A 23,911-nucleotide genomic window follows, 5' to 3' on the forward strand; every position below is an offset into this window, starting at 1 on the left:
CGCGAGCCCGGAGGCCGCGGCCACCGTGCCGAGCAGGCGCCGACGGCTCGGCCGCGCCTGCGTCGGTTCGGCGGGTGCTGCGGGTTCGGTTGGCGTGTTGTCGGCGTCGAGCTGCTCGTTCGTCATGCCACTTACCTTCGCGGCGCACTCGATCCGGCGACTCCGCCCGCGGGTCCGGCTTCCGGCCGCAAGGAGGAGGCGCTCCTCCTACCGGAGGAACCGCGTGGGACGGGCCAGACGGCATGATGGGGAGTGTGGTGAGCTCGGCCGGGGTGACCCGAGGTGTGCAGTGGTGGTTCGACGTGCGGTTTCTGCCGCTGCGGACGCTGCTGCTCGCGGTCACGGCGGCGGGGTATCTGCTCATACTCACCGACGCGCCGAGCCTGCGCGACTGGGCGATCGGGTTGCTCGCCGTGCTGGCGACCGCGGGCGGGGTGCGCTGGCCCTTCCTCACGTCGCTCGTGGTCAGCGGTGTGCTGCTGCTCGGTTTCGAAGTCGGCGATACCGGCCCGGTGGTGGCGAAGGTCGCGGCCGCGGTCGCGCTGATCGAGGTGTCGGCCCGCCGGTCCGGCTGGCAGCCGTGGCTCGCCGCGGGCGCGCTCGCCGGTGCCTACCTGCTGCATCCGAGCGGGGAGCTGGCGGCCAACGGGTATCGGGCGCTGGTCATGGCTGGTGCGCCGCTGCTGGTCGGTGCTTTGCTGCGCACGGCGCGCGAGAGCGCCGAGCACGCGCGCAGGCAGGCACAGGAGATGGCGCAGCGCCGTGACGCCGAGGTGGCCGCGGCGCGCGCCGTCGAACGCACCGCCATCGCACGGGAATTGCACGACCTGATCGCCCATCACGTGTCGTCGACCGTGTTGCGTGTCGGCGTCGCCAGGCATGCCATGCCCGATGCGCCTGCGGGCGCGCTCGAAGTCCTCGACGATATCCACGCAAGCGGCAAGGAGACTTTGACCGATCTGCGCAGGCTGGTGGCGATCCTGCGCGATCCCGCGATGACCGATGATCCGTTCATCGCGCCCGCCGATCTGCCCGACGCGCTCACCGCGGTCGTGATGCGGGCCGGGCAGTCGGGGGTGACCGTGACCACCGCACTGGCCGAGGACATCACCGAAGTCGATGCGGTGCTTGCCCTCACGATGCTGCGGCTCACCCAGGAAGGAGTCGCCAACATCGTGCAGCACGCCGGTCCTGGCACGACGGCTCGGCTGAGCATCACAATGCAGGATGGCGTACTGCATTTCCTGTTGCGTGACAACGGTTCTCGTGTGCGTTCGGAGCCCGCGCCCGCCGGTGCCGGTCACGGGCTCGGGCTGATCGGCTTGCGCGAGCGGGTGGAACTGCTCGGCGGCGAGTTCACCGCGGCCTGCGTCGGCACGGAATGGCAACTAGCGGCCCGTCTTCCGGTCGGCAAACAGGCATTGCCGACCGCCGCCGCGCACGAAATCACTACGCGATGATCCGCGTACTGCTCGTCGACGACCAGCACCTGGTCCGGGCCGGTCTGCGCATGCTCTGCGAGACCGATGCGGCACTGGAAGTGGTCGGCGAGGCGAGCACCGGCACCGAGGGCGTCCGCCTCGTCGAGCAGTTGTGCCCCGATGTCGTGCTGATGGATCTGCGCATGCCAGGCATGGACGGAATCCGTGCCACGGCAACGATTCTCGCCGCGAGGCCGCAGACGAGGGTGCTCGCACTGACCACCTTCGACGACGACGATCATCTCTACCCGGCGCTGGCGGCAGGTGCGTGCGGCTTCCTGGTCAAGGATGCCTCGCCCGCCGATCTGCTGCGCGGCATCCACCGCGCCGCCGAGGGCGATCGCCCGTTCTCGCCGGAGGTGCTGCGCCGAGTGGTCGACACCGCCCTGAGCGCCCGCGCGACCCCGGTCGACCACCCGGCCCTACCTGGGCTGACCGCGCGCGAGGCGCAGGTGCTCGCCCTCGTCGCCGACGGACTCGGCAATGCCGAGATCGCCACCCGCCTGCACCTCGGCATCACCACGGTCAAAACGCACGTCACCAATCTGATGGCGAAGACCGGCAGCGCCAATCGCGTCCAACTGGCCGTCCTCGGTGCCCGTCAGCGGTGACGCGTCCGGCGAAATTGGCTGGACAGGGCTGAGAGGCTCGAACGGTGACCTTCGTTCCCGAGCCTTTCGCCGAACACGTCGTCGCATGTGCGGGGGAGACGGGTCAGGCGTGGCTGGACGGCCTGCCCGACCTCGCCGCCGACTACGCGCAACGATGGCAGCTGACTTTCGACGGCCCCGCAATGCACGGCTACGTGGGTGTGGTGCTGCCCGCGACCCGGAGTGACGGCAGTCCGGCCGTGCTCAAGATGAGCATGGTGGACAAGGAGACTCGCGACGAACCGATCGCGCTCGAGGTCTGGGCGGGCGCGGGTGCGGTTCGCTTGCTCGACAGTGACGCGGCGCGCGGTGTGCTGCTGCTGGAGGGCCTCGATGCCACCCGCTCGTTGCAGACCGAGCCGATCGATGACGCCGTCCGCATCTCGACCGGGCTGCTGCGCCGGCTCTCGGTGCCCGCGCCTGCCGGACTGACCCGTGACCTGCGGATCGAGGCCGAGCAGTTCTCGGTGGCAGGGCCCGAGCTGTGGGCCGACCTCGGTGCACCGTTCCCACGCAAGCTGCTCGACGCCGCGCTCGATGTCTGTGCGCAGCTCGGCCCGACCGCGGCGCGGCTGCTGGTCAACCAGGATCTGCATTACGAGAACGTGCTGGCCGGGACCAGGGAACCGTGGCTCGTCATCGACCCGAAGCCGCTCATCGGCGATCCCGAATTCACCACGCTGGCGTTGGTCTGGAACCGGTGGTCGGAGTCCTCGGTGGACGACCGATTCGCGGCGATCGTGGACGGAGCAGGCTTCGACCCCGATCGGGCTCGCGCATGGACTCTTGTTCGCGCGGTACAGAATTGGCTGGATTTCGTGGGCAACGAGGACTTCGAGGACGTCGGGTTCCATGCGGTCCAAGAGATCGCCCCGTGGGCCATGCGCTGAAGGGTGTGGTGATGCGGCGTAGATGGGCACGACAGAGCGTTCGACCCGCGCACGTGCCGTGGCGGCTGCCGAAGCGGATCAGAACGACGGTGACGGCACCGCCCGGCCGGTCGACCGGCCGCCGCCGGAGTCGGCGGCGACGCCGGTGAGCGCGGTCAGTGTGGGTGTTGTGCAGCGTATTTCGCGCGTTCGATGGCGCGGCGGCGGGCGCGTTCGGGGTTCTCCAGGTCAGCAGGCAGGCCGTGCTTGACCAACCGGTGCGCGCGGTTCATCGGCATGAATGCTGTGGTGTAGAACAGCGCGAGCAGCCCGGCGAGGAGCACCATCGACCCGCGCAACCACAGTTCTCCGGGGAAGAGCAGGAAGGCCGCGAACAGCGGGGTGAACGGGAGCATGCCACGCACGAGATGTCTTGTGATGGCGTGCTTTCCGGTGAGGTCGTGGCGGACCCATTCGATCATCGAATCGGGTAGGCGGCGTCCGAAGGCGTAGCCGATCCACTGGATCGGGTTGGGCCGTCGCTGTTCTCGGGGCATGCGCGGACTCCTCGCGGTGGTGCGAACGGGGTTAGGTGAGCACGGAACGCCGTGCGGCCTTGTTGACGCGGGTGAGGACATCGCGGAGTTCCTCGAGATCGGCCAGCGTGACGCCGAGGCGGTCCACCACTGCGGGCGGGATCTGCTCGGCCTGTTGCCGCATCGCGGTGCCGGCCGCGGTCAGGTTCACCACGAGGTTTCGCTCGTCGCGACTGTCGCGTTCCCTGGTGATCAACCCGGCGCTCTCCAGCCGCTTGAGCAGCGGCGAGAGCGTCGGCGAGTCCAGCTGAATGGCCTCGGCGATCGCCTTGACCGACATCGGCGCCTCACCCCAGAGCGCGAGCATCACCAGATACTGCGGGTGGGTGAGCCCGAGCGGTTCCAGCAGCGGCCGATACACGGCGAGCACCGAGCGATTGGCCACCGCGAGCGCGAAGCAGACCTGCCGGTCGAGCCGCAGCGGATCGTCGATCTCCATCTGTCCTCCTGTTGTGCCGGTCTATAGATTAACGCACAAACAGTTAACGCACGAAGTATGTGGGCGACATCTCGGCCGAGAAGCGTGGTTCGGGCCCGGGTTCTGGTTACGTTGAGACGCATGCACCAGAACGCGGTCCGCCCACGCATCCACGAACTCGATGCCGTGCGCGGATTCGCCCTGTGCGGAATTCTGGTCGTCAACATCTGGCAGCTCACCGACATGGCCACGGTGAAAGCACCGGGGGAGATGGTTCCGCTGCGGCACCTGCTGTCGGTGTTGTTCGAAGGCCGGTTCTTCCCGATCTTCTCGTTCCTGTTCGGGCTGAGCTTCGCGCTGTTCCTCGACAGTGCCGCGCTGCGGACCGACCGGCCGCGGGTGGTGCTGGCGCGCCGACTGGTCGCGCTCGGTCTGCTCGGGTTGGTGCACCACGAGTTCCAGCCAGGCGAGGCGTTATTGCCTTACGCCGTAGTTGGATTGGTGATTCTGCTGCCTGCCGCGAGTCTGCCGCGTTGGGCGATCCTGATCGCAGGCCTGGTTGGCACGATCGGTGTCGCGGTCTGGCTCGGCGGCGGATTCGGGCTGATCCCAGGACTTTTCCTGCTCGGCCTTGCCACCGCGCGCTTCGGCATCGCCGACACCATCGACGAACGTGGCTGGCAACTCGCGGTGGTGTTCGCGCTGGCACTGCCCGCCGCGGTGGTCGCAGGGAGGTGGCAGTACCGAACGCCCTACCTGGACCTCCTGGCCACGTGCGCGCCCGCGGTCGCAGGACTGCTCGGCGCACTCGCCTATCTGACCGGGCTCTTGCTGGTGCTGCGCACCGAAACCGGTGCGGTGCTGGCCGAGGCGCTCGCGCCGATGGGCCGAATGGCGTTGACCAACTACGTGTCCGCGACGGCGTTGATCCTGCTCGCCGCGCCGCACCTCGGACTGTCCGGGTCCGCCAACTACGGTCTGCTGCTCGGCTTGGCCGCGGCGATCATCGTCGTGCAGGCGTTCGTCAGCTGGGGGTGGCTGAAGGTGTTCCGCTACGGTCCGCTCGAATGGGTCTGGCGCTGCGTCACCTGGTGGGAGCTGGTGCCTGTCCGGCGCGAACCGGAGCCAAGCCGCCGCTGGTGAAAGCGGCTGGCGGACAACATTTCACGCCAGTTTCACCGGTAGTGTCTGCGGTCCGCGATGACGGAATCCGGAGCGCCAGGCGATGTCTCGTTCGGGAACCGTGAGCGTGGTGTCCGGCCAGCGGGTGAAGACGTGGTCGAGCACGGCTGCGGTGAGCGTGCGCACCAGTGCGTTGCCGAGGCAAGCGTGCATGCCGAGACCAAGGCCGAGCTGCGCGTGCGAGGCTCGGGTCAGATCGATGTCGTCAGGGCTGTCGAAGAATTCCGGATCGTGATTGGCCGAGGCCAGGCACAGCAGGACCGTCTGCCCGGCCAGGATGGTGTGCTCGCCGATGGTCAACTCGGTGGTCGCGAACCGGGGCCCGGCGAGTACCTGCGGCGACAGGTAGCGCAGTAATTCGTCTACCGCCGAATGCTTTTCGGCTGCATCGTGCAGGATCTTCCGCTGGTCGGGACGCCCGATCAGCGTCAGTACCGACCCTGCGACCAGGTCGACCAGTACCTCGTACCAAACGAACAGCAGATAGAACAGCAGTCCGGCCAGCTCGTTCGAGTTCGGCGATCCGGTGTCGTCGTGTGCGGCGACCAGCCTGCCGAGCACCGTGTCAGCCCGCGCCGCCCGCGCCTGTTCCGTACTAGCGGTGACGATCTCGAGCATGGTGGTCAGCGTGTCCCTCGCCCGCGGGGGAGTCGCCGAGGGCAGCAGAGTCGAATTCGCCCAGCCGAGCAGACTTTCGCGTTCGGCCGCGCCTAAGCCGAGTAGTTCGCCGATCACAGCGGCGGGCAGCGGGACCGCCAGGCGTTCGACGAGATCGGTCTCCGTGCCCGAATCCAGTTCTCGCAGTAGGGAATCGACCAGCGCCGGCGCAGTGCGGGTCCACTCGGCCAGCCGTCGTGGCGAGAGCTCACCCGTCACCATCCTGCGCAACCGCGCATGGTCGACAGGCTCCGCGAGAACCATCGAGTTCAACGGTGCCGGGACCGCGAACCCGACGTAGTCCTCGGCCCCCGCCCACCGCGTTCTACTCGTCAACCGATCGTCGAGCAGCCCCGCCCGCACATCCGCATACCTGGTCACCAACCACGCAGGCGGCCCATCCGGCGTCCGAACCCGATGCACCCCACCCTCGCCCCGCAGCCGCGCCAGCACCGGCCACGGATCGGCAGCGAACCCGGCACCGAATATCTCCGTCACCCGCCCATCATCTCGTATGACGGTGGTGCCGACACGGCGCGGCGGGTGGGTAACCGGGGTGCCGCATCGCAGACTGGACGGTCATGGACCAGTTGGTGCTGATGTTCGTCATTCTGTTCGCCGCGATACTCGCCGAACCGCTGAGCAAGCGGATCGGGGTGGCGTCGGCGGTGCTGATGACGGTGTTCGGGTGTGTGGTCGCGCTGGTCCCGTTCGCGCCGCGGGTCGACATCGCGCCCGAGTTGATCTTGCCGTTGGTGTTGCCGCCGTTGCTGTATGCGGCGGCCCGGCGGACATCGTGGCGGCAGTTCGCGGAGAACTGGCTCTCCATCGCGCTGCGTGCATTCGGACTGGTCATCGCGACCGCGGCAGCGGTGGGCGCGGTCTTTCATGCCTGGTATCCAGGGTTGCCGATCGCCGCGGCCGTCGCGCTGGGTGCTTTGGTCGCGCCACCGGATCCGGTGGCGGCGTCGGCGATGGCGGGTCGCCTCGGCTTGCCGCGCCGCCTGGTGGTGGTCCTCGGCGGGGAGGGGTTGTTCAACGATGTGACCGCGATCGTCATCTACGGGGTCGCGATTCAGGCAGTGGTCACCGGCACGTTCTCCGCGCCGCGTGCCGCGGCGGAGTTCGTGATCTCCGCGGTGGTCGCCGTCGTGGTCGGGCTGGTGCTCGGCTGGGCGGGGAGCCGGTTGACGAACCTGCTCACGGAGGCGACCTGGCAGGTGGCGCTGAGCCTGCTGCTGCCGTTCGCGGCCTACGGGCTCGCCGAGGAGTTGCATGGTTCCGGCGTGCTCGCCGTGCTGGTCTGTGCGTTGTATCTGACCGATGCGGTCACCCAGTTCGGCGACTCGAACTATCGGCTGGTCGGTGAATCGTTCTGGGACATCATCGAAATGTTGTTGAGCGGCTTCGCTTTCGGCCTCATCGGGCTGGAACTCGCCACGGTGCTCGACGCGACAGGACACGAATGGCCGCGACTGCTCGGCGGCGCGGCCGCGGTGGTTGCGGTGGTGGTCGGCTTGCGACTGGCCTGGCTGTTGGCCACCTTGGCACTCGGCAGGAACTGGCGGCGCAGGGCGGACACCGACGAGCCGTACACCTGGCAGGAAACGATCGTCACCTGGTGGGCGGGCATGCGCGGCGTCGCGACGGTCGCACTGGCGCTGGCTGTTCCGTTCACCACCGACGCAGGCAAGGACTTTCCCGGCCGCACCGAAATCCTGTTCACCGCGTTCGCCGTCGTGCTCTTCACGCTGCTGCTGCAAGGGCCGACGCTGCCGCTGGTGGTGCGCCTGACCGGGGTGCACGCCGACACCAAGCGCGAGCGCGAAGTCGAGCGCCAACTGTGGGAGCGGGTCGTCAAAGCAGAGTTGGCCCGTCTCAAGGAGATTGCCGCCGCCGAGCAGCTGCCCGACGAGGTCTACGAGCGTTTCCGGGACACGTTCCGGCTGCGCTCGGCGAAGGCCGACCCGGAGGCAGCGGACGCCGACGCCGAGTCGGATGCCAAGCGAAACCTGATGCTGGCAGGGAAGATTCGCGAGGTCCGCGAGGAGGTCCTGGAGGCGGGCCGTCGTGAAGCACTCAACGCTCGCCGTGAGCCAGGCATACCGCCCGACGTGGTCGACCGGGTGACCCGCCGCCTCGATCTGGGCAGGCGCTGAATCAGCTTGCGGAAACGCCGTTCTGCCGGATCGCCTCGAGCACCTCGTTGTAGGAGAGGCTGGAGGACACCAGCGCGCGTTCGGAAGGAACGTCGATGTCGACGGAATCGACACCGTTGACACCGCGCAGATTCGACTCGATGGCCGAGGCCGACTCGCGGGTGACGTTGTGCAAGGTGATTGTGTAGGTAGCCATGTGGACCGAATAGACCGAATCGGCGAGCGTAAACGCCGGCGAACAGTCGAGTTCGATTCCTACGTTTGGTCGTCTGCGTCCCGGGAATAGCCGGGATGTCATACAACTCGACGCAATAGGATTGTCATGATCATCATCGGGCTCGTCGTCTTGATCGCGGCAGTGATCGTCGGAGTCGCAGGCGTGGTGGCGAACAACGACGGAAGTCACGTGTTGTCCAGTGATTTCGCCGTTTTCGACTACCACTTCCACGGATCCAGCGGTGTGCTGTTCGGCTACGGCATCATTCTCGGCGCCATCGGCATGCTCGGGCTGACCCTGCTATTGACCGGTTCCTGGCGTGTCTCCCGACGCGGCATGGTTGCCCGTCGCGAACTCAGGCAGTCCCGCCGCGAAATGGCAGCGGTCCGGCGTGATCTCGGGGACAGCACACCACCGCCGGTCCGCAAGGAACCCGCGGCGCCGTCGCACCGCGAGCCGGTCTGGAGCAGGTTCGTCCGTAAACCGGCCACCACTGCTACCGGGGACACACCGCGCGCCGAACGCACCTCCCGTGCGCAGGCGCCGACGTCGAAATAATCATCGATAAAAGGAAATACGACCATGATTGTTCTCGGACTCATCCTCCTCATCGCAGGATGGTTGCTCGGAATCGGATTGCTCACCACCGCAGGCATCATCATCCTGATCGTCGGCCTCGTGCTGATGATCGCGGGTTCGGTGGGCCGCCCGGTCGGTGGTCGGCGCTGGTATTACTAGGGACCGACCATGAACTTCGAAGACCGGATCGCACATCAGGTGCAAGCGGCAAGGGGCAACGTGAAGAAGGTCCTCGGCCGGGCGGCGGGAAATCGCCGCATGGAATCCGAAGGGCGTCGCGAACAGACTCGCGGTAACTTGAAACGCGCCGCGGATAAACTACGGGACGCATTCAAGCGCTGACCTGTCGAACCGAAAGCCGGTGTCGGCCATGGGCAATCGAGCCCTCGGCCGCCACCGGCTTTCTGCTGTCCGTCAAATACCTGCGACTCCCGCGAGTTGCCCGATGCCGTAGGTGACCGCCATCGCCAGCGCGCCACCGATCACCACCCGCAGCACCGCCCGGCCAGGGCCGCTCCCGCCGAGGCGGGCACTGATCGTGCCGGTCAGCGCCAGCGCGACGAGCACGGCGGCGAAGGTGACCGGAATCCGCGCAGGCACCGGCGGCAGCAGGATGGCAAGCAGCGGAAGCAAAGCACCGAGGGTGAACGACACCGCCGAGGAGAACGCCGCCTGCCACGGATTGGTCAGGTCCTTGGGATCGAGCCCGAGTTCCGCCTCGGCGTGCGCGGTGAACGCGTCGTGCGCGGTGAGCTCCTCGGCGACCTTGCGGGCCGTGTCCGCAGACAAGCCTTTGGCCTCGTAAATGCCTGCCAGCTCGGCCAACTCGTAGTCCGGCTCCTCGCGCAGCTCCCTGCGCTCCTTGGCGAGCAGTGCCCGCTCCGAATCGCGCTGGGTGCTGACCGAGACGTACTCGCCGACCGCCATCGAGATCGCGCCCGCCGACAGCCCGGCGATGCCCGCGGTGAAGATGGCGTTCGTGCTGGTCGTCGCGGCGGCGACGCCGACGACCAGGCCCGCGGTGGAGACGATGCCGTCGTTCGCGCCGAGCACGCCCGCGCGCAACCAATTCAGCTTGGACGCCAGTCCCTCGGCGTGCGGTTCGTGTGGGTGCCCGCCCGAGGCGGGTGCGCCGGTCGTTTCGTCCATGAGCCGCAGACTATGCCACTTCCGTGACGCTATCGGTGCGCCTCGTCAGCAGCCGAGTGAGAGAAATGCACGCAGATATCCCGCCGACTGCCTCAGGTACATCCACGCCCAGAAACTCGGGCCCGAGTCGCTCGGGCTTGCCACCATCGTCAGTTCACCGTCGAAGCATTTCGACACGATGTACCGCGCCCGCGACACATGCGGTGTGTAGGTCACCACGATGATGTGCCGCCAGCCGAATTGCTGTGCCCGCCGCCGTATTTCGTGCGCTTCGCCCTCGGTCGTCCACGGATCCGGGAGGAAACAGCTGACGGTGAAGTCGAATCGGCCTGCGCAGTACTTGTCCATCTCGTGGTCGTCGTTCCCGGTGGACCGCGAAATCAACAGGGTGGGAGCGTATCCGCGCTGCGCGAGGTCGAGCCCGACATCGAACCGTGCATAGGCGGTACCGCCGAGCACCACGATGGCATCGGCCTTGCGCAGCGGGTCCGTCTGCGGATGCACGTACACCGGCAGCCCCGCGAGCCTGATCAGCAGGACCAGAGCGAGCAGGGTGCCGAAGAATATTCCAGCTCGTCGCAGGCCGGGCACTTCTCCGAGGGTACCGAAGCCCCGACGACAGCTCGGCCGTCGATCATCGGCACAGCTGGCCGAGATGATGTGTCAGCAGTTCCCGAAGCCGGGTCGGTGGCACCTTTTCCGGGCGGATCAGCGCCTGCACAGTGAGACCGTCGATGAGGACGTAGAGGCGCTGGGTTTCCAGAGCCAGGTCGAGATCGTCGCGCAGGCGGCCACTCGCGGCCAATTCCTCCATCACCCAGGCGACGAGTTCGCCGGTGGCGTCATAGAGTTCGTCGCTGCTCCGGCGCAGGGACGGCTCGGTGAGCACCCGGCCGAGGAAGGCCAGCCACACCTGGGTGATCGCGCGTTGGCGCGGGCCGGTCGGCAGCAGGCCGGTGAGCAGGATCTGCACCGCGCGTTCGAGGGGGTCTTCGGCCAGGTCCAACTGTCCGATGTGGTCCATCATCCCTTCGCCGACCATGCCGAGCGAGAAGGCGAGCAGTTCGGACTGGGTGGCGAAGTAGTGCCGCAGGCTGCCCATGGACATCCCTGCCTCGTCGGCCACTCTGCGCACCGACGCGTGCTCCAGCCCGTCGCGCTGGATGACCCGCCACACCGCCTCGGCGATCGCCTGTCGCCGCTGCTGATGGGCTTGTTGATCAACGGTTCTTGCCACCTCGTATTTGTAGCACGACTGTGCTAACTTAATTGCCAACACAGTCGTGCTAATAAAGGAGTGGGTGGCGATGCGGTGGTTCGGTGCGATGCTGGCGGTGCTTGCGCTGCTGGCCGGGTCGTGCGCGGCGGAGCGGACGCGTCCGGCGGAGCAGGCCGGGCCGACCTGGGCGCCGTGCGCAGGCATCCCCGGCGGCGGCCGGGTGTGGGAGTGCGCGACGATCACCGCGCCGCGCGACCATCGCGATCCCGGCGCGGGCACGATCGATCTCGCGATGATCCGGACCCGCAGCGCCGATCCGGCGCAGCGGCTCGGCTCGCTGGTCTACAACCCGGGCGGGCCTGGCGGCTCCGGCCTGGAAACCGTGGTCGGTGTGGCAGCCAAGTTCTCGGCGCTGCTCGATCGCTACGACCTGGTGTCGTGGGATCCACGCGGCGTCGGCCGCAGCACCGCGGTCCAGTGCGCGGAAACCGCACTGCCCGACCGTGTTCCGCGCACCGATGCCGAATGGGCCGCGGTCGATGCGAGCAGCAGGCAGTTCACCGACTCGTGCGCCGCGCAGTCGGGCCCGCTGCTGCCGCACGTCGGCCTGTTCGATTCCGCGCGCGATCTCGATCTGGTCCGCGCGGCGGTGGGCGACGACAAGCTCAACTATCTCGGCGTCTCGTACGGCGGTCAGCTCGGCGCTGCCTACGCCACGCTGTTCCCGCAGCGCGTCGGCCGGATGCTGCTCGACGCCCCCGGTACCCCGTTGCGCACATTCCGGCAGAGCCTGCTCGATCAGGCGGCGGGCAGTGAGGCCTCGCTGCGCGCATTCCTGGATTTCTGTGTGGCGGAGGGCAATTGCCCGCTCGGCGGCACGCGGGAGCAGGCGCTGGCTCGGGTGGACGCGTTTCTCGCCGAGGTCGAGGTCGCACCGGTGCGCACCGATCGTGGCACGCCGCTCACCCGCGCCGTCGCGACGGCCGGGCTCGGTCTCGGTGTGGCAGCGCCGGAGACCTGGTCACACCTCATTCCCGCGCTGACCAAGGCCTTTTCGGGTGACGGCAGCGAACTCGTCGGCTACGCGGACCTTTTCGCGGGGCGCAGGCCCGATGGGTCTCGGTCGAACTTCGCGTCCATCAACACCGCCGCGAACTGTGCCGACTACCCGGACTTCTACACCACCGACCAGGTGCGCGGGCTGCTTCCCGAGTTCGCCGGGGTTGCACCGCGTTTCGGTGAGCTCACCGGGCTCCGCCTGGCGGAGTGCACCTACTGGCCCGTGCACGGTGTCGGCCGTGCCCCGCTCGGCGGCGCCGGTGCCGCACCGATCGTGTTGATCGGCAACACCGGTGATCCGGAGGCGCCGATCGAGTGGGTGTCCGAGCTGGCGCAGGCACTGCCCACCGGTGTCCTGCTGACGTATCACGGTGTCGGCCACGGTGCCTACGGCGGCGTGAACGAGTGCGTCGACCGGGTGGTGAACGGCTACCTGCGTGCGGGTGTGGTGCCCGAACGTGGCGCAGTCTGCCGCTGATCGGATCGTCGGCAGGGTGGGAATAATCGAAACACCCCGCCTTGTTCCATTCCATGGAATGAAGATTCATGGCGCCGACGAGGGGTGTGTCATGAATTTACCTCTAAATACGCCGCAGTAACCGACTGCGGTCAGAGAAGAAGCCTTACGGGGAATGGAGTACCGCATGACGGACGCGCGTCTGGTCGAGGTGTTCGACCAGCTGGTCCGGGTGGAAATCCTGCTCTGGAACACCGTCGAGCGGCGGCTGCGCGCCGAGCACGCGCTGCCGGTGCCGTGGTTCGAGATGCTGCGCATCGCGGGCAGACCGGGCGGCGCGCGGGTCAGGGACATCGCCGAGGCACTGACCATCACCGAGGGCGGCGCAAGCAAGATCGTCGATCGGGTGCAGGCGGCGGGCTACGCGCAACGCCAGCGCGACCCCGCCGACGGCCGCTCGTCGCGTATCACGGTGACGGACAAGGGCGAACGCATGCTGCATGCCGCCACCGAAACGGTCGAGGCGGAACTCGCAGAGCGGATGGGCGCCGTACTCGGGACGGTGTCCCTCGACCGGCTCGATGCCACGCTGCGCCTGCTCCGCGCCGCCAATGCCGCCGCCGCGCCGACGGCGGAACCAGAGAAGGAGTAATCGAATGACCGCAACCACCATGCGGGCTGTCGTGCTGGACGGCCCAGGGCCGCTCTCGGCGCTGCAGATCCGCGAGCTACCGGTGCCGACGCCGCGGCCGGGGGAGGTGCTCATCCAGGTAAAGGTGTTCGGCCTCAACAGGTCCGAGCTGCACACCCGGCTCGGCCTCGCGGAGGGCATGACCTTTCCTCGGGTGCCTGGCATCGAGGCGACCGGTGTCGTCGCCGCATGTCCCGGCGGCGAGTTCGCGGTCGGCAGGCAGGTCGTCGCGATGATGGGCGGCATGGGCCGCGCCTTCGACGGCGGCTACGCCGAGTACACGTGTGTGCCGGTGGCCCAGGTGATTCCGTTCACCAGCTCGCTGGACTGGCCGACGCTCGGCGCGGTCCCCGAGATGCTGCAAACCGCCTACGGCTCGCTTACCATCGGACTCGATGCCCAACCGGGACAATCGATTCTGATCCGCGGCGGCACCTCGTCGGTCGGCGCGGCCACCGCGGTGCTCGCCGCGCAGCGCGGCATGACCGTCTTCGCGACCACCCGCAACCCGGCCAAGGCGGATGCGTTGAAGCAGCTCGGCGTCGACCACGTGTTGATCGACGACGGCGAGGTCGCCGCGCAGGTCCGCAGGATCGTGCCAGACGGCGTCGATGCCGCGGTCGAGCTGGTCGGCACGCCGACGCTGCCGGACACGTTGCGCGCCACCAGGATCCATGGCGTCGTCTGCTTCACCGGCATGCTGTCCAACGAGTGGCTCGTCGAGAACTTCTATCCCATCGGCTATCTGCCGCAGGGTGTCCGCCTCACCGCCTATGGCGGCGACGCGAGCGACCTGCCCGCCGCCGTCCTGCAGGAGTTCCTCGATGCCGCGGCGGCAGGCCGGATCACCATTCCGGTCGATCAGGTCTTCTCGCTGGACCAGATCCGAGAAGCGCACGGCTACATGGAATCCGGCGGTGCCATCGGCAAGTTGGTCGTCGCGCTCTGAGTGCACCTCGCCAGCCGGTGATGGACAGGAGGGCGGAACCGAGTCGCCGATGATGTCGCAGCGCACCCTCATCATGCGCTGCTGGTGTCGGCGACGGGACGCAGTGCGCCTCGCGCACCCCACGAACGCGAGTCGACGCGGTCCCGGCCCCGCCTCCCGGTCACGGTGCCTGCGGCCGTTAAGCCGCACGGCTGGTCTCCTGTCCACCACTGGCGATGATGGTCACACAGACCAAGACGATGCCAGCCGCCGTTCCGCAGCCGATAAATAACGAATCAACGTTCGTTATTCAAGGCCTGCGACGTCTGTTTCCGCAGCGTGCGCGCCATACAGCCGATCGAGGTTCGGCGGCGACAGGCCCGCCCGCCGGAAGATCTCGGCGGCTTCCTCGAACTCCTGCTCAGCGCGTCCGCGTCGGCCGCGCGCCGCCAGTGCGGCGGCATGCAACGCCATCGCGCGCGCCCGGTCGATCGGGTCGGCGGCCTTGGTCAGCAGGCGCAGCGCCTCGACGGCGTTCGACTCTGCCTCGACCGGGTCGCCCGCCTGCAGGTGGATCTGCGCCAGCCTGGTGCGCGCCCAACCCTCCCACAGTCGCACCCCGTTGCGCCGCGCCGCGCGCACCGCGTCGGTGCCGAGCTCGATCGCGCGCTGATGCTCGCCGAGCATCGACAGGGTGGCCGCCAGCTCGTGCGTTGCCCAGCCGAGCGCCACCGGGTTCGACGACTCGTGCGCGAGCGCGATGGCCCGCTCGGCCATCAGCACCGCCTCGTCGTATTGTCCTGCCTCGCAGTAGGTTCGGGTGACCAGGGCCAGGCACCATGCCTCCATCGACCGGTCGCCGAGTGCCCGGGTGAGCTGGGTCGCGTGCTCGAAATGCCGATGCGAGGCGTCCGCGTCGCCGAGCCTGCGCGCCGCGACGCCGAGCAGCACCGACGCGAGCACCGCGAGCCTGCGGTCGGCGTCGTTCGCCTGCGGGCCGGAGACCGCGTGCAGATGCGGCAGGCTTGCCTCGACCTCGCCGAGCCCGACCTGGAGCAGCGCGCCGAGCGCGGTCCTGATCCGCCGCTCGGCGGCCAGGTTGTCCTCCGCGATCGCGGTGTCCAGCAACGATTCCAGCGCGCGCGAGAGCTCGCGCGCACCGGTGCCCGCGTCCATCAACTCGGCCATCACCCAGGCCAGATCGGCCGCGACATCAAGGGCGCGCCCGCCGATCCGGGCCGCCTGCTGGTGCAGCGCGATGACGACGGGACGCTCGATGTCGTTCCACGCCTGGCCATCCGCGCCGCCGGCGAAGGCGCGGCCGGGGACCGTCGTCGGGACGAGCAGGCGGGTCGTGTTGCTGTAGTCGATCGCGCTGAGCAGGTTCTTCGCACTGGCCAGGTAGTAGTCGAGCACCCGGACCAGCAGGACGGATTCGTCCTCGTCGGCAATGCTGCACGCGAAAAGCCGCAGCAGGTCGTGGAATCGGTACCGGCCAGGCGCGGTGGTCTCCAAAAGGCTGAGATCGACCAGGGATTCGCACAGCTCCTCGGCCTGCGGCGCGGTGACGCCGAGGATCGCGGCGATGCCGTCGACGGACAGATCGGGCACCTCGGCCAGTGCCAGCGTGCGAAAGGCCTTGGCCTGCTCATCGGTGAGCTGTCCGTAGCCGAGCCGGAACGCCGCCTCTACCGCGAGCTCACCGGTCTTGAGGACGTCGAGCCTGCTCTTCTCGTCGGCAAGCCGCTCGGCGAACGACGCGATCGTCCACTGCGGCCGGACCGCGAGCCTGGCGCCGACGATGCGGACCGCCAGCGGCAGGTGTCCGCACAGGGCGACCACCGCGCGGGCCGAGTCCGCCTCGGCGGCAACGCGATCGACGCCGAGGATGCGCTCGAGCAACACCAGCGCTTCCGCCGCTTCGAGCACGTCGAGCCGGGTCCTGGTCACCGAGGGCAGCTCGGTCAGCGCCGACCGGCTGGTGATCAGCACCGCCGACCCGGCGAGCAGCGGCGCGACCTGCGCGTAGTCCAGCGCGTTGTCCAGCACCATCAGGATTCGCTTGCCGGACAACCGGGTACGCAGCTCGGCGGCCCGCTCGTCGAGGGTGGACGGGATATCGCCCTCCGCAACGCCGAGCGCGCGCAGGAAGCCACCGAGTGCGGCGGCGGGCGGCGTCGGCATCGGATCGACGCCGTGCAGGTTCGCATACAACTGCCCGTCCGGGAACCGATCCCGCACCCGGTGCGCCACATGCAGTGCGAGCGTGGTCTTTCCGACGCCGCCCATGCCGCCGACCGCGGAGATCGCGACCGCGCTGCTCGCGCCGGTCAGCTGTGCGGCCAGCTCGTCGACGAGTTGCGCACGGCCGGTGAAATCGGCGATGTCGGGCGGCAATTGGGCAGGCACCTGCTCGATTCCGGCCCGCTGGACGGTGGCCGCGGCCGGCATCGGGAGCGCGCCGCGCAGGATGCGCTCGTGTACCACGCTCAGCTCGGGACCCGGCTCGACGCCGACGCCGTCCACCAGCGCCCGCCGGGCCCGCGCATAGGCGTCCAGTGCGTCGGATTGGCGTCCGCAGTGATAGAGCGCGGTCATCAGCAGCGCCCGAAACCGTTCGCGCAGTGGATGTTCCTCGATCAACGGGCCGAGCTCCGCGACGGCGTCGGAGCTGCGACCCGTCTCGATGTCGAGGGCGAGCCGGTCCTCCAGGATGGCAAGTCGCCACTGTTCGAGCCGCGAGCGTTGCCGTTCCGCGAACGGGCCGGGCAGTCCGCTGAGTGCGGTGCCATGCCACTTGTCCAGCGCGGCAACCAGATGGGTCCACGCCGTGTGCGGATCGAGGTCGCGGACCTGTCCGGCCGCCGCGACCAGCCGCTCGACCTCGGCGACATCGGTGGCGCTCGGCGGTATGCGCAGCGCATAGCCGTCGCCGATCGAGACGAGCACCGTCGACGGCCCTCGCGACTCCCGATTCGGCTCCAGGGTTCTGCGCAATTGCGCGACATGGGTGCGCAGCGCGGCGACCGCGCGCGGCACCGGTCGCTCACCCCAGATGCCCTCGACCAGTTCGTCTGCCGTCACCGCGTTGCCTGCACGCAACAGCAAGGCCGCCAACACGGCTCGTCGCTGCGGCGGCCCCAGCTGGAGTGGCGCGTCCCCGCGCCACCCCTTGACCTCCCCCAACACAGTGAAGTGCACCAGTAAGAACCTCCCGAACGCTGGGAGTTTACTTGGCGGCGCTTCGGGTTGGCGCGCCCCGTGAGTTCGGGGCGTGTCAGGCCGCCGCCCTGGTGCTGCGGAAGGTGAGCGCGACCAGGAAGGTCAGCACCGCGATGCCGACGGCCGCGGCGAACGCCGTGGTGATTCCGCTGACCAGCACCTGCTGCGCGGAGCCGGTGGCGCTCCTGGTCGCGGTGCCGAACACGGTGACGAGGACGGCGAGGCCGAGCGCGCCGCCGGTCTGCTGCAGCGTCTGCAGCGCTCCGCCTGCCGCGCCCGCGTCACTCGGCGGCACATTCGACATGATGATCACGTTGAGCGGCGAGAATGCCAGCCCGATGCCGAGCCCCATCAGCAGCATCGCCGCGAACAGCAAGGGGAAGTAGCCGCTGTCGGTCGTCAGCTGCGTGAGCAATGCCAGCCCCGACCCCATGAGCAGGGTGCCGACGATCGTCACCGGTTTCGGCCCGAAGCGCGGCAGCAGCCGCGGGATCAGCCTGATCATCGTGAACATCAGCACCGCGGTCGGCAGGAACGCGAAACCCGTTGCCAGCGCGCTCAATCCGCGCACCTCCTGGAGGTACTGAGTCAGGAAGAAGAACATCGACAGGCCCGCCATCGGGCCGAGGAAGATGTTGGCGTAGGCGGCGGCGCGATTGCGGTCGGTGAACAGCCGCATCGGCAACAGCGGTTGGGCCGTGCGGAATTCGATCGTCAGGAACGCAATGAGCAGGATGACGCCAGCGGCCAGCGCGATGTCGGTGGTCTCGCTGCCCCAGCCGTTGGACGCGGCGCTGATGAAGCCGTAGACGAGGGACGCGACACCGGCGGTCGCGGTGACCGCGCCCGGCAGGTCGAGCCGGGCGGGCTGCCGCGCCGCGTCGGGCAGATAGCGCAGGGCGAGCACAGCGACGGCGAGGCCGAAGGGCACGTTGATGAACAGCACCGACCGCCAGCCGAGCCATTCGGTCAGCAGGCCGCCGACGATGAGGCCGATGGCGAAGCCCGCGCTGGACATGCCGGAGAAGAGGGCGAGCACCCGCATCCTGGCTTTGGGTTCGCTGAAGGTGGTGGTCAGCAGGGCCAGCGTGCTCGGTCCTGCCATGGCCGCGCCGATGCCTTGCGCCACGCGGGCGACGAGCAGCCAGGTCGCCGACGGGGCCAGTCCGCCTGCCAATGAGGCCAGGGTGAACAGGGCGGTGCCGACGATGAACAGGTTGCGCCTGCCGAACAGGTCGCCTGCTCGGCCGCCGAGCAGCAGCAGTCCGCCGAAGACCAGCGTGTAGGCGTTCATCACCCAGGCCAGCCCGGTCGCGCTGAAGTCGAGGTCGGTGCGGATGCGCGGCAGCGCAACGTTCATCACGGTGATGTCCAGGATGATCATCAGCTGGCAGGTGAGCAGGGTGACCAGCACGAGGCTGGAACGGACGGGGCGTTGGCCGGTGTCCGGCGCGGCGGTGCCCGTGGAAAGTGTGGTCGACAAAGGACGCTCCATCGTGTCGGACTAAACGGAGAGAGTCTCCGTTTCGATGGAGCTATCATATGGAGAGTTTCTCCGGTTTCGCAAGACTAACCGGAGAGTCAATCCGTTTCTAGTGGAGGGTTCGTGGGCGCACCTTCGACCGGTCGGCCGATGCGGGCCGATGCGCGGCGCAACTATGAGCGGATCGTGGAAACCGCGCGCGAGGCGTTCGCCGAGCACGGGCCGGACGCGCCCCTCGACGACATCGCCAGGCGCGCTGGCGTCGGGGCCGGCACGCTCTACCGGCACTTCCCGAATCGGGAGGCGCTCATCGAGGCGGTCTATCGCTCGAGCATCGAAACGCTCTGCAGGCGTTCCGGTGAATTGCGGGAAACCATGCCCCCCGTGGACGCACTCGAACAGTGGATGCGTGAGCAGGTGGCATGGGTGATGGACAAGCGCAGCCTCGCGACCACGCTGAAGGCATTGATAGACCACGACTCCGAGACCTTCACGCTGTGCCGGACGATGATCACCGACGCCGCCGCCGAGCTGTTGAAACCCGCACAGGAGGCGGGCCTCATCCGCGCCGACATCGAACCGCGCGATGTGCTGCGGTTCGGGCACGGCATCGGCGTCGCCTGCGAGAAGACGCCGGAGGTCGCCGATCGGCTGCTCGCCGTCACCTTCGACGGGCTGCGCGTCGCCGGTCGGTGATCAGCCGCGGTGCCTGCGCACCACGGTCGGCGTTGTGCCCCACCATCTTCGGCAGCACCGGGTGAACGTCGACTGCTCGGACAGCCCGATCAGCGAGGCGACCTGGCTCATCGGCATGTCGGTGGTGGTGAGGTAGCGGCGGGCTTCTTCGCGGCGGACATCGTCGAGAATGGCGGCGAACGAGGTGTCCTCGGCGGCAAGGCGACGTTGCATGGTGCGCGGATGGACGGTCAACAGCCTTGCGACAGCGTTGATTTCGGGCGCGGTGGTGCCGAGTAGCTGTTGCACCGCGGCGCGGACCTTCGGTGCGACGGCGGCGTCGGCGCCGCCGGACTGCTCGGCGAGGAACGACATCGCGATGCGGTGCAGGGTTTCGTCGCCGCCGCTCAGTGGTCGGTTCGGCAGGTCGCGCGGCACCCGTAGCGCCGCATAGGGCCGGTTGATGCGCACCGGCGCACCGAAGAATTCCTCGTATCGGGTGATCGGTGCGTCCGGTACGTAAGGCAATTCGACCGAGCGCAGCCCGTAACGTTCGTCGCACAGACGCTGAATCGTGCGGTGCACGAACGCGAGTCCTAGGTCGATGCCTTGGATGGGCGGCGGCAGCCCTGGGCGAGCGCCGTAACGCAGCGCGATGATGCGCGGATCGTCGTACGGGTCCGGCTCCGAAGTGAGTGTGAGGGAGCGTGCGTGCAGGAATAGGTAGCGCGCGGAGCATTCGAGGACATGGGCCAGCGAGGGGGAGTTGCGGATGGCCAAGGCCAACGGGCCGAGCATGTCGAGGTCCTGACGCATGGAGATGCGCAGGCCGAGGTCGGGGCAGTTCAGTTGGTGGGCGGCCAGTTCCAGCGCGGCGGCCAGTGCTTGATCCGGAATCAGCAGATCGTCGGTGTCCAGGGCTGCGAGCGGCAGCCCGCACGCGGTGGCGAAGTCCTCGGCGTTGCCGCCGAGCTCCGCGACCGTCGCGCGAAAGCCGCGTAGTCCCGCGGAGCGAATCACCGACATGTCGTCCAGGGTCAAATAGTTGTCGTGCAAAGTCAAGAATCCGAGGTCGCATCGTTACAGACTGGAGGTCATGAGTCAGTCCGTCGCAGCCCCCGAACACCTCGATGTCGTGATCGTCGGCGCTGGCTTGTCCGGCATCGGCGCCGCCTATCGCTTGCAGACCGAGTGCCGCGGGAAGACCTATGCCATTCTCGAGGCCCGCGCGGCGATGGGCGGCACCTGGGATCTGTTCCGGTATCCCGGCATCCGTTCGGACTCCGACATGTTCACCCTCGGCTACCCCTTCAAGCCGTGGCGCGATGCCAAGGCGATCGCCGACGGCCCCTCGATTCTCCGCTATATCAACGAGACTGCCGCCGAATTCGGCATCGACCGGCACATCCGCTATCAGACCAAGGTGATCGCGGCCGACTGGTCCAGCGAAACCGCCCGCTGGACACTGACTCTCGAAGAGCGCGACCAGGCGGGCAACACCACGCGGCGCGAACTGACCTGTGGCTTCCTGTACGCCTGCGCGGGCTACTACAACTACGACCACGGCTACTCGCCCGAATTCCCCGGCGCCGCTACGTTTTCCGGCCAGGTGGTGCATCCGCAGTTCTGGCAGGAAGACCTCGATTACGCCGGTAAGCGGGTGGTGGTGATCGGCAGCGGGGCCACCGCCGTCACGCTGGTGCCCGCGATGGCAGACCAGGCCGAGTCGGTCACCATGTTGCAGCGCAGCCCGACCTGGATCAGTGCGGTGCCAGGCCGTGACAAGTACGCGGACAAGATCCGGGAGCTGCTGCCGCCGAACCTGGCGCACCGGGTGATCCGCACCAAGAACATTCTGTTCAGCATCGGCTTCTACCAGTACTGCCGTCGCCGCCCGGATGCCGCGCGCAAGCTGCTCACCGGCTTGACGACGCGAATCCTCAAGGACGAGAAGGCCGTAGCCGAGCATTTCACGCCGAGTTACGACCCGTGGGACCAGCGCCTGTGCGCGGTCCCCGACGCCGACTTCTTCAAGGCGATGAAGAAGGGCAAGGCCGAGGTCGTCACCGATCACATCGATACCTTTGTGCCGGAGGGTATTCGGTTGAAGTCCGGCCGGGTGCTGCCCGCCGACATCGTCGTGACCGCCACCGGCTTGCAGATGCTCGCGTTCGGCGGCATCACTCCTCGGGTCGACGGTGCAGCCGTCACCCTGGCCGACCAATTCGTCTGGCAGGGCGCGATGCTCACCGGCATGCCCAACTTCGCCGTCTGCATCGGCTACACCAACGCGTCCTGGACCTTGCGCGCCGATCTCAGCTCCCGGCTGGTCTGCAAGATCCTCAACCACATGGACCGTCGCGACTACGCCGCCGTCGTCCCGCGCCCGGAGCGCAACATCACCGAGCAGCCGCTGCTCGACCTCGCCGCAGGCTACATTCAGCGCTCGATCGCCGATTTCCCCCGCCAGGGTGACCGGCATCCGTGGAAGGTCCGGCAGAACTACCTGCTCGACTCGGCGACCACGCTGCGCACCGACCTCGACAAAACCCTCGCCGCTACGCCGAGGTCTGCGGTCCGCGAGCCCGAGTTCTCGGCGGCGCGCTGACGCCCTGTGCCGCCGCCGCCCGATAGGCTCGGCGCAAGATCACATCGCTGATCGTCCGCAACCCACGAGGAGCATCGAATGGCCGACTGGAACACCAAGATCATCGAGGAATTCCGGAACAACGCCGGCAGGGTCGGCGGGCCGTTCGAGGGCGCTGATCTGCTGCTGCTCACCACGATCGGCGCCAAATCCGGCCAGGCCCGCATCAGCCCGGTCGCGTACATCCGTGACGACGACCGGCTGGTCATCATCGCCTCGAAAGCGGGCGCACCGACCAACCCCGACTGGTACTACAACCTGCGCGCGAACCCGGAAGTGACCATCGAGGTCGGCACCGAGACCCACAAGGCGACCGCGACACCGATCACCGATGGGCCGGAACGCGATCGCCTCTACGCCGCAATGGTCGAGGTCATGCCCGGTTTCGCCGACTATCAGGAGAAGACGGACCGCATCATCCCGGTCGTCACGCTCGCGATCGATAGCTGACAAAAACTAACCCGTTGGGGGGCTAGGGTCGAGGGATGCGATACGGAATCTCGATTCCACAGCATTTCGCGGACGGGACATTTCAGCCGAAAGCCCTGCGCGAGTACCTCGATCGGGCCGAAGAGCTCGGGTTCGAGAGTGCGTGGATGACCGAGCAGGTGATCGGATCCGCGCCGAGCATGAGTCCGCTGGAGCTGCTGGCGTTCGCCGCGGCCAGTAACGAGCGGCTGCGGCTCGGGTGCTCGGTGTTCGTGACACCGCTGCACAATCCGGTGCATCTCGCGAAGCGGATCAGCACGCTTGACCAGTTGAGCAGAGGCAGGCTGGAGGTCGGCGTCGGGATCGGCGGGCGCGGCAGGATGCTGTCCGCGTTCGATGTCGCGCCCGACGACAATCTCGTGCGGCGTTTCAACGAGGGCCTCGACTTGATGCAAGCGCTGTGGACCAAGCCGACCATCGATTTCGACGGCGAGTTCTGGCAGTTGGCCGCCGCCACCATGGAACCGAAACCGTTCCAGAAGCCTTATCCGCCACTGTGGTTCGGCGGCAGCAAGCCGGCTGCGCTGCGCCGCGCCGTCCGCAGGGGCGACGGCTTCTTCGGCGCGGGCTCCTCGAGCACGGCCCAATTCGCCGAACAGGTCCCGATCGTCCGCGCCGCGCTGGCCGAAACCGGCAGGGAACCAGCGACTTTCCGCATCGCGAAACGGGTGTACATCGCGGTCGACGACGACGCTGAGCGCGCACGTACCCGCATGGCCGAGGCACTCGTCGCCCAGTACGGCGACTTCGGCAAGTCACTGCTCCCCGTCGTGGTGTGCGGCGCACCCGAAACCTGCATCGAGGAACTGCGCGCGGTAGCGAACATCGGCCCCGAAATGATCCTGATCAACCCGCTTTTCGACTCGGCACCCCAAATGGAGCGCCTCGCCGCCGACGTACTACCCCACGTCGCCTGACCCCCAAATCCGCACCCTTTCCGTGGATCCGCACTGGTTCTAGCAGCCCGCAAATGGTGCGAATCCGCAGAAGGGGTGCGAGCTTTGGCGGGCGTTGACGGCCACCCTTGCTGGTACCCGCTGGCTCGAATATCCCAGAGGTTCGGTGCTGTTCACAGGGGTTGGAG

The 23,911-nt window shown here is 68.0% G+C and carries 25 protein-coding genes; 15 read left to right on the forward strand and 10 right to left on the reverse strand.

Annotation, left to right across the window (positions count from 1 at the left end; genetic code table 11):
- Positions 1-245 precede the first annotated feature (245 nt).
- Genes NA11_RS18520 through NA11_RS18530 form a run of 3 tightly spaced genes read left to right on the forward strand, consistent with a single transcriptional unit; the run spans position 246 to position 3,021 of the window.
- On the forward strand, positions 246-1,460 hold the full coding sequence (locus NA11_RS18520) for a sensor histidine kinase (protein WP_245745947.1): 1,215 nt from the start codon (positions 246-248) through the stop codon (positions 1,458-1,460).
- Positions 1,457-2,092: a response regulator gene (locus NA11_RS18525; RefSeq protein ID WP_069163188.1), complete on the forward strand. Its 636-nt coding sequence runs from the start codon at positions 1,457-1,459 to the stop codon at positions 2,090-2,092. Before NA11_RS18520 ends, NA11_RS18525 begins: the two co-directional genes overlap by 4 nt.
- Before the next feature lie 44 nt (positions 2,093-2,136).
- Positions 2,137-3,021, forward strand: coding sequence for an aminoglycoside phosphotransferase family protein (locus tag NA11_RS18530; RefSeq protein ID WP_069163189.1), 885 nt, complete (start codon positions 2,137-2,139; stop codon positions 3,019-3,021).
- Positions 3,022-3,176: 155 nt separating this feature from the next.
- Here the strand turns inward: NA11_RS18530 and NA11_RS18535 are convergent, their stop codons facing one another.
- Positions 3,177-3,557: a DUF5313 family protein gene (locus NA11_RS18535; RefSeq protein ID WP_069163190.1), complete on the reverse strand. Its 381-nt coding sequence runs from the start codon at positions 3,555-3,557 to the stop codon at positions 3,177-3,179.
- A 31-nt stretch (positions 3,558-3,588) separates the two neighbouring features.
- Complete coding sequence (locus NA11_RS18540) at positions 3,589-4,035, reverse strand: MarR family winged helix-turn-helix transcriptional regulator (RefSeq protein ID WP_069163191.1); 447 nt, start codon at positions 4,033-4,035, stop codon at positions 3,589-3,591.
- A gap of 120 nt (positions 4,036-4,155) precedes the next feature.
- Here NA11_RS18540 and NA11_RS18545 point away from each other — a divergent pair, with 120 nt between their 5' ends.
- Positions 4,156-5,157 carry a DUF418 domain-containing protein gene (locus tag NA11_RS18545; RefSeq protein ID WP_069163192.1) on the forward strand — a complete coding sequence of 334 codons (1,002 nt, stop codon included), beginning with the start codon at positions 4,156-4,158 and terminating at the stop codon, positions 5,155-5,157.
- A gap of 21 nt (positions 5,158-5,178) precedes the next feature.
- On the opposite strand, the gene NA11_RS18550 is transcribed toward NA11_RS18545, so the two are convergent.
- The gene (locus tag NA11_RS18550; RefSeq protein ID WP_069163193.1) at positions 5,179-6,351 is read right to left on the reverse strand and encodes a cytochrome P450; all 1,173 of its coding nucleotides are present in this window, start codon (positions 6,349-6,351) and stop codon (positions 5,179-5,181) included.
- Positions 6,352-6,434: 83 nt separating this feature from the next.
- Between NA11_RS18550 and NA11_RS18555 the strand changes: the two genes are divergently transcribed.
- Positions 6,435-8,012 carry a Na+/H+ antiporter gene (locus tag NA11_RS18555; protein ID WP_069163194.1) on the forward strand — a complete coding sequence of 526 codons (1,578 nt, stop codon included), beginning with the start codon at positions 6,435-6,437 and terminating at the stop codon, positions 8,010-8,012.
- Position 8,013: 1 nt separating this feature from the next.
- Here the strand turns inward: NA11_RS18555 and NA11_RS18560 are convergent, their stop codons facing one another.
- Positions 8,014-8,208 (reverse strand): heavy-metal-associated domain-containing protein, encoded by a 195-nt coding sequence (locus NA11_RS18560; RefSeq protein WP_069163195.1) that lies wholly within the window; start codon positions 8,206-8,208, stop codon positions 8,014-8,016.
- A 126-nt stretch (positions 8,209-8,334) separates the two neighbouring features.
- On the opposite strand from NA11_RS18560, the gene NA11_RS18565 reads away from it, so the two are divergent.
- From NA11_RS18565 to NA11_RS18570, 3 genes are read left to right on the forward strand one after another with little or no spacing between them, the layout of a single operon-like run.
- Positions 8,335-8,787, forward strand: a complete 453-nt coding sequence (locus NA11_RS18565) for a hypothetical protein (protein ID WP_069163196.1) — start codon at positions 8,335-8,337, stop codon at positions 8,785-8,787.
- A gap of 24 nt (positions 8,788-8,811) precedes the next feature.
- Positions 8,812-8,967: a DUF6131 family protein gene (locus tag NA11_RS45685; protein WP_167837670.1), complete on the forward strand. Its 156-nt coding sequence runs from the start codon at positions 8,812-8,814 to the stop codon at positions 8,965-8,967.
- A gap of 9 nt (positions 8,968-8,976) precedes the next feature.
- Entirely contained in the window at positions 8,977-9,150 is a 174-nt protein-coding gene (locus NA11_RS18570) for a CsbD family protein (RefSeq protein ID WP_069163197.1), read from the forward strand.
- A gap of 72 nt (positions 9,151-9,222) precedes the next feature.
- On the opposite strand, the gene NA11_RS18575 is transcribed toward NA11_RS18570, so the two are convergent.
- Genes NA11_RS18575 through NA11_RS18585 form a run of 3 tightly spaced genes read right to left on the reverse strand, consistent with a single transcriptional unit; the run spans position 9,223 to position 11,194 of the window.
- On the reverse strand, positions 9,223-9,957 hold the full coding sequence (locus NA11_RS18575) for a VIT1/CCC1 transporter family protein (RefSeq protein WP_069163198.1): 735 nt from the start codon (positions 9,955-9,957) through the stop codon (positions 9,223-9,225).
- Between the two features lie 45 nt (positions 9,958-10,002).
- Entirely contained in the window at positions 10,003-10,548 is a 546-nt protein-coding gene (locus NA11_RS18580) for a YdcF family protein (RefSeq protein WP_439957082.1), read from the reverse strand.
- 43 nt (positions 10,549-10,591) lie between these two features.
- Positions 10,592-11,194, reverse strand: coding sequence for a TetR/AcrR family transcriptional regulator (locus NA11_RS18585; protein ID WP_069163208.1), 603 nt, complete (start codon positions 11,192-11,194; stop codon positions 10,592-10,594).
- Between the two features lie 70 nt (positions 11,195-11,264).
- Between NA11_RS18585 and NA11_RS18590 the strand changes: the two genes are divergently transcribed.
- The 3 genes from NA11_RS18590 (at position 11,265) to NA11_RS18600 (ending at position 14,332) form a co-directional block, all read left to right on the forward strand.
- The gene (locus NA11_RS18590; RefSeq protein WP_084654751.1) at positions 11,265-12,713 is read left to right on the forward strand and encodes an alpha/beta hydrolase; all 1,449 of its coding nucleotides are present in this window, start codon (positions 11,265-11,267) and stop codon (positions 12,711-12,713) included.
- A 166-nt stretch (positions 12,714-12,879) separates the two neighbouring features.
- Positions 12,880-13,344 (forward strand): MarR family winged helix-turn-helix transcriptional regulator, encoded by a 465-nt coding sequence (locus NA11_RS18595; RefSeq protein ID WP_069163209.1) that lies wholly within the window; start codon positions 12,880-12,882, stop codon positions 13,342-13,344.
- Positions 13,345-13,348: 4 nt separating this feature from the next.
- The gene (locus tag NA11_RS18600) at positions 13,349-14,332 is read left to right on the forward strand and encodes a zinc-binding alcohol dehydrogenase family protein (RefSeq protein WP_218023334.1); all 984 of its coding nucleotides are present in this window, start codon (positions 13,349-13,351) and stop codon (positions 14,330-14,332) included.
- 285 nt (positions 14,333-14,617) lie between these two features.
- Here NA11_RS18600 and NA11_RS18605 read toward each other — a convergent pair whose 3' ends face one another.
- Both NA11_RS18605 and NA11_RS18610 read right to left on the reverse strand, forming a co-directional pair.
- Positions 14,618-17,512 carry an AfsR/SARP family transcriptional regulator gene (locus NA11_RS18605; protein ID WP_084654753.1) on the reverse strand — a complete coding sequence of 965 codons (2,895 nt, stop codon included), beginning with the start codon at positions 17,510-17,512 and terminating at the stop codon, positions 14,618-14,620.
- 76 nt (positions 17,513-17,588) lie between these two features.
- Complete coding sequence (locus tag NA11_RS18610; RefSeq protein ID WP_245745943.1) at positions 17,589-19,016, reverse strand: MFS transporter; 1,428 nt, start codon at positions 19,014-19,016, stop codon at positions 17,589-17,591.
- Positions 19,017-19,139: 123 nt separating this feature from the next.
- Here NA11_RS18610 and NA11_RS18615 point away from each other — a divergent pair, with 123 nt between their 5' ends.
- Positions 19,140-19,712 carry a TetR/AcrR family transcriptional regulator gene (locus NA11_RS18615; protein ID WP_245745944.1) on the forward strand — a complete coding sequence of 191 codons (573 nt, stop codon included), beginning with the start codon at positions 19,140-19,142 and terminating at the stop codon, positions 19,710-19,712.
- On the opposite strand, the gene NA11_RS18620 is transcribed toward NA11_RS18615, so the two are convergent.
- Positions 19,713-20,753: an AraC family transcriptional regulator gene (locus NA11_RS18620; protein WP_245745946.1), complete on the reverse strand. Its 1,041-nt coding sequence runs from the start codon at positions 20,751-20,753 to the stop codon at positions 19,713-19,715.
- Between the two features lie 34 nt (positions 20,754-20,787).
- Here NA11_RS18620 and NA11_RS18625 point away from each other — a divergent pair, with 34 nt between their 5' ends.
- The 3 genes from NA11_RS18625 (at position 20,788) to NA11_RS18635 (ending at position 23,744) form a co-directional block, all read left to right on the forward strand.
- Positions 20,788-22,299 (forward strand): flavin-containing monooxygenase, encoded by a 1,512-nt coding sequence (locus NA11_RS18625; RefSeq protein WP_069163203.1) that lies wholly within the window; start codon positions 20,788-20,790, stop codon positions 22,297-22,299.
- A gap of 78 nt (positions 22,300-22,377) precedes the next feature.
- A complete protein-coding gene (locus NA11_RS18630) occupies positions 22,378-22,788 on the forward strand; it encodes a nitroreductase family deazaflavin-dependent oxidoreductase (protein ID WP_069163204.1) in 411 nt (136 codons plus the stop codon).
- A gap of 35 nt (positions 22,789-22,823) precedes the next feature.
- Positions 22,824-23,744, forward strand: a complete 921-nt coding sequence (locus tag NA11_RS18635) for an LLM class flavin-dependent oxidoreductase (protein ID WP_069163205.1) — start codon at positions 22,824-22,826, stop codon at positions 23,742-23,744.
- Positions 23,745-23,911 lie beyond the last annotated feature (167 nt).

The sequence above is a fragment of the Nocardia altamirensis NBRC 108246 genome, from assembly GCF_001612685.1.
Classification (GTDB): domain Bacteria; phylum Actinomycetota; class Actinomycetes; order Mycobacteriales; family Mycobacteriaceae; genus Nocardia; species Nocardia altamirensis.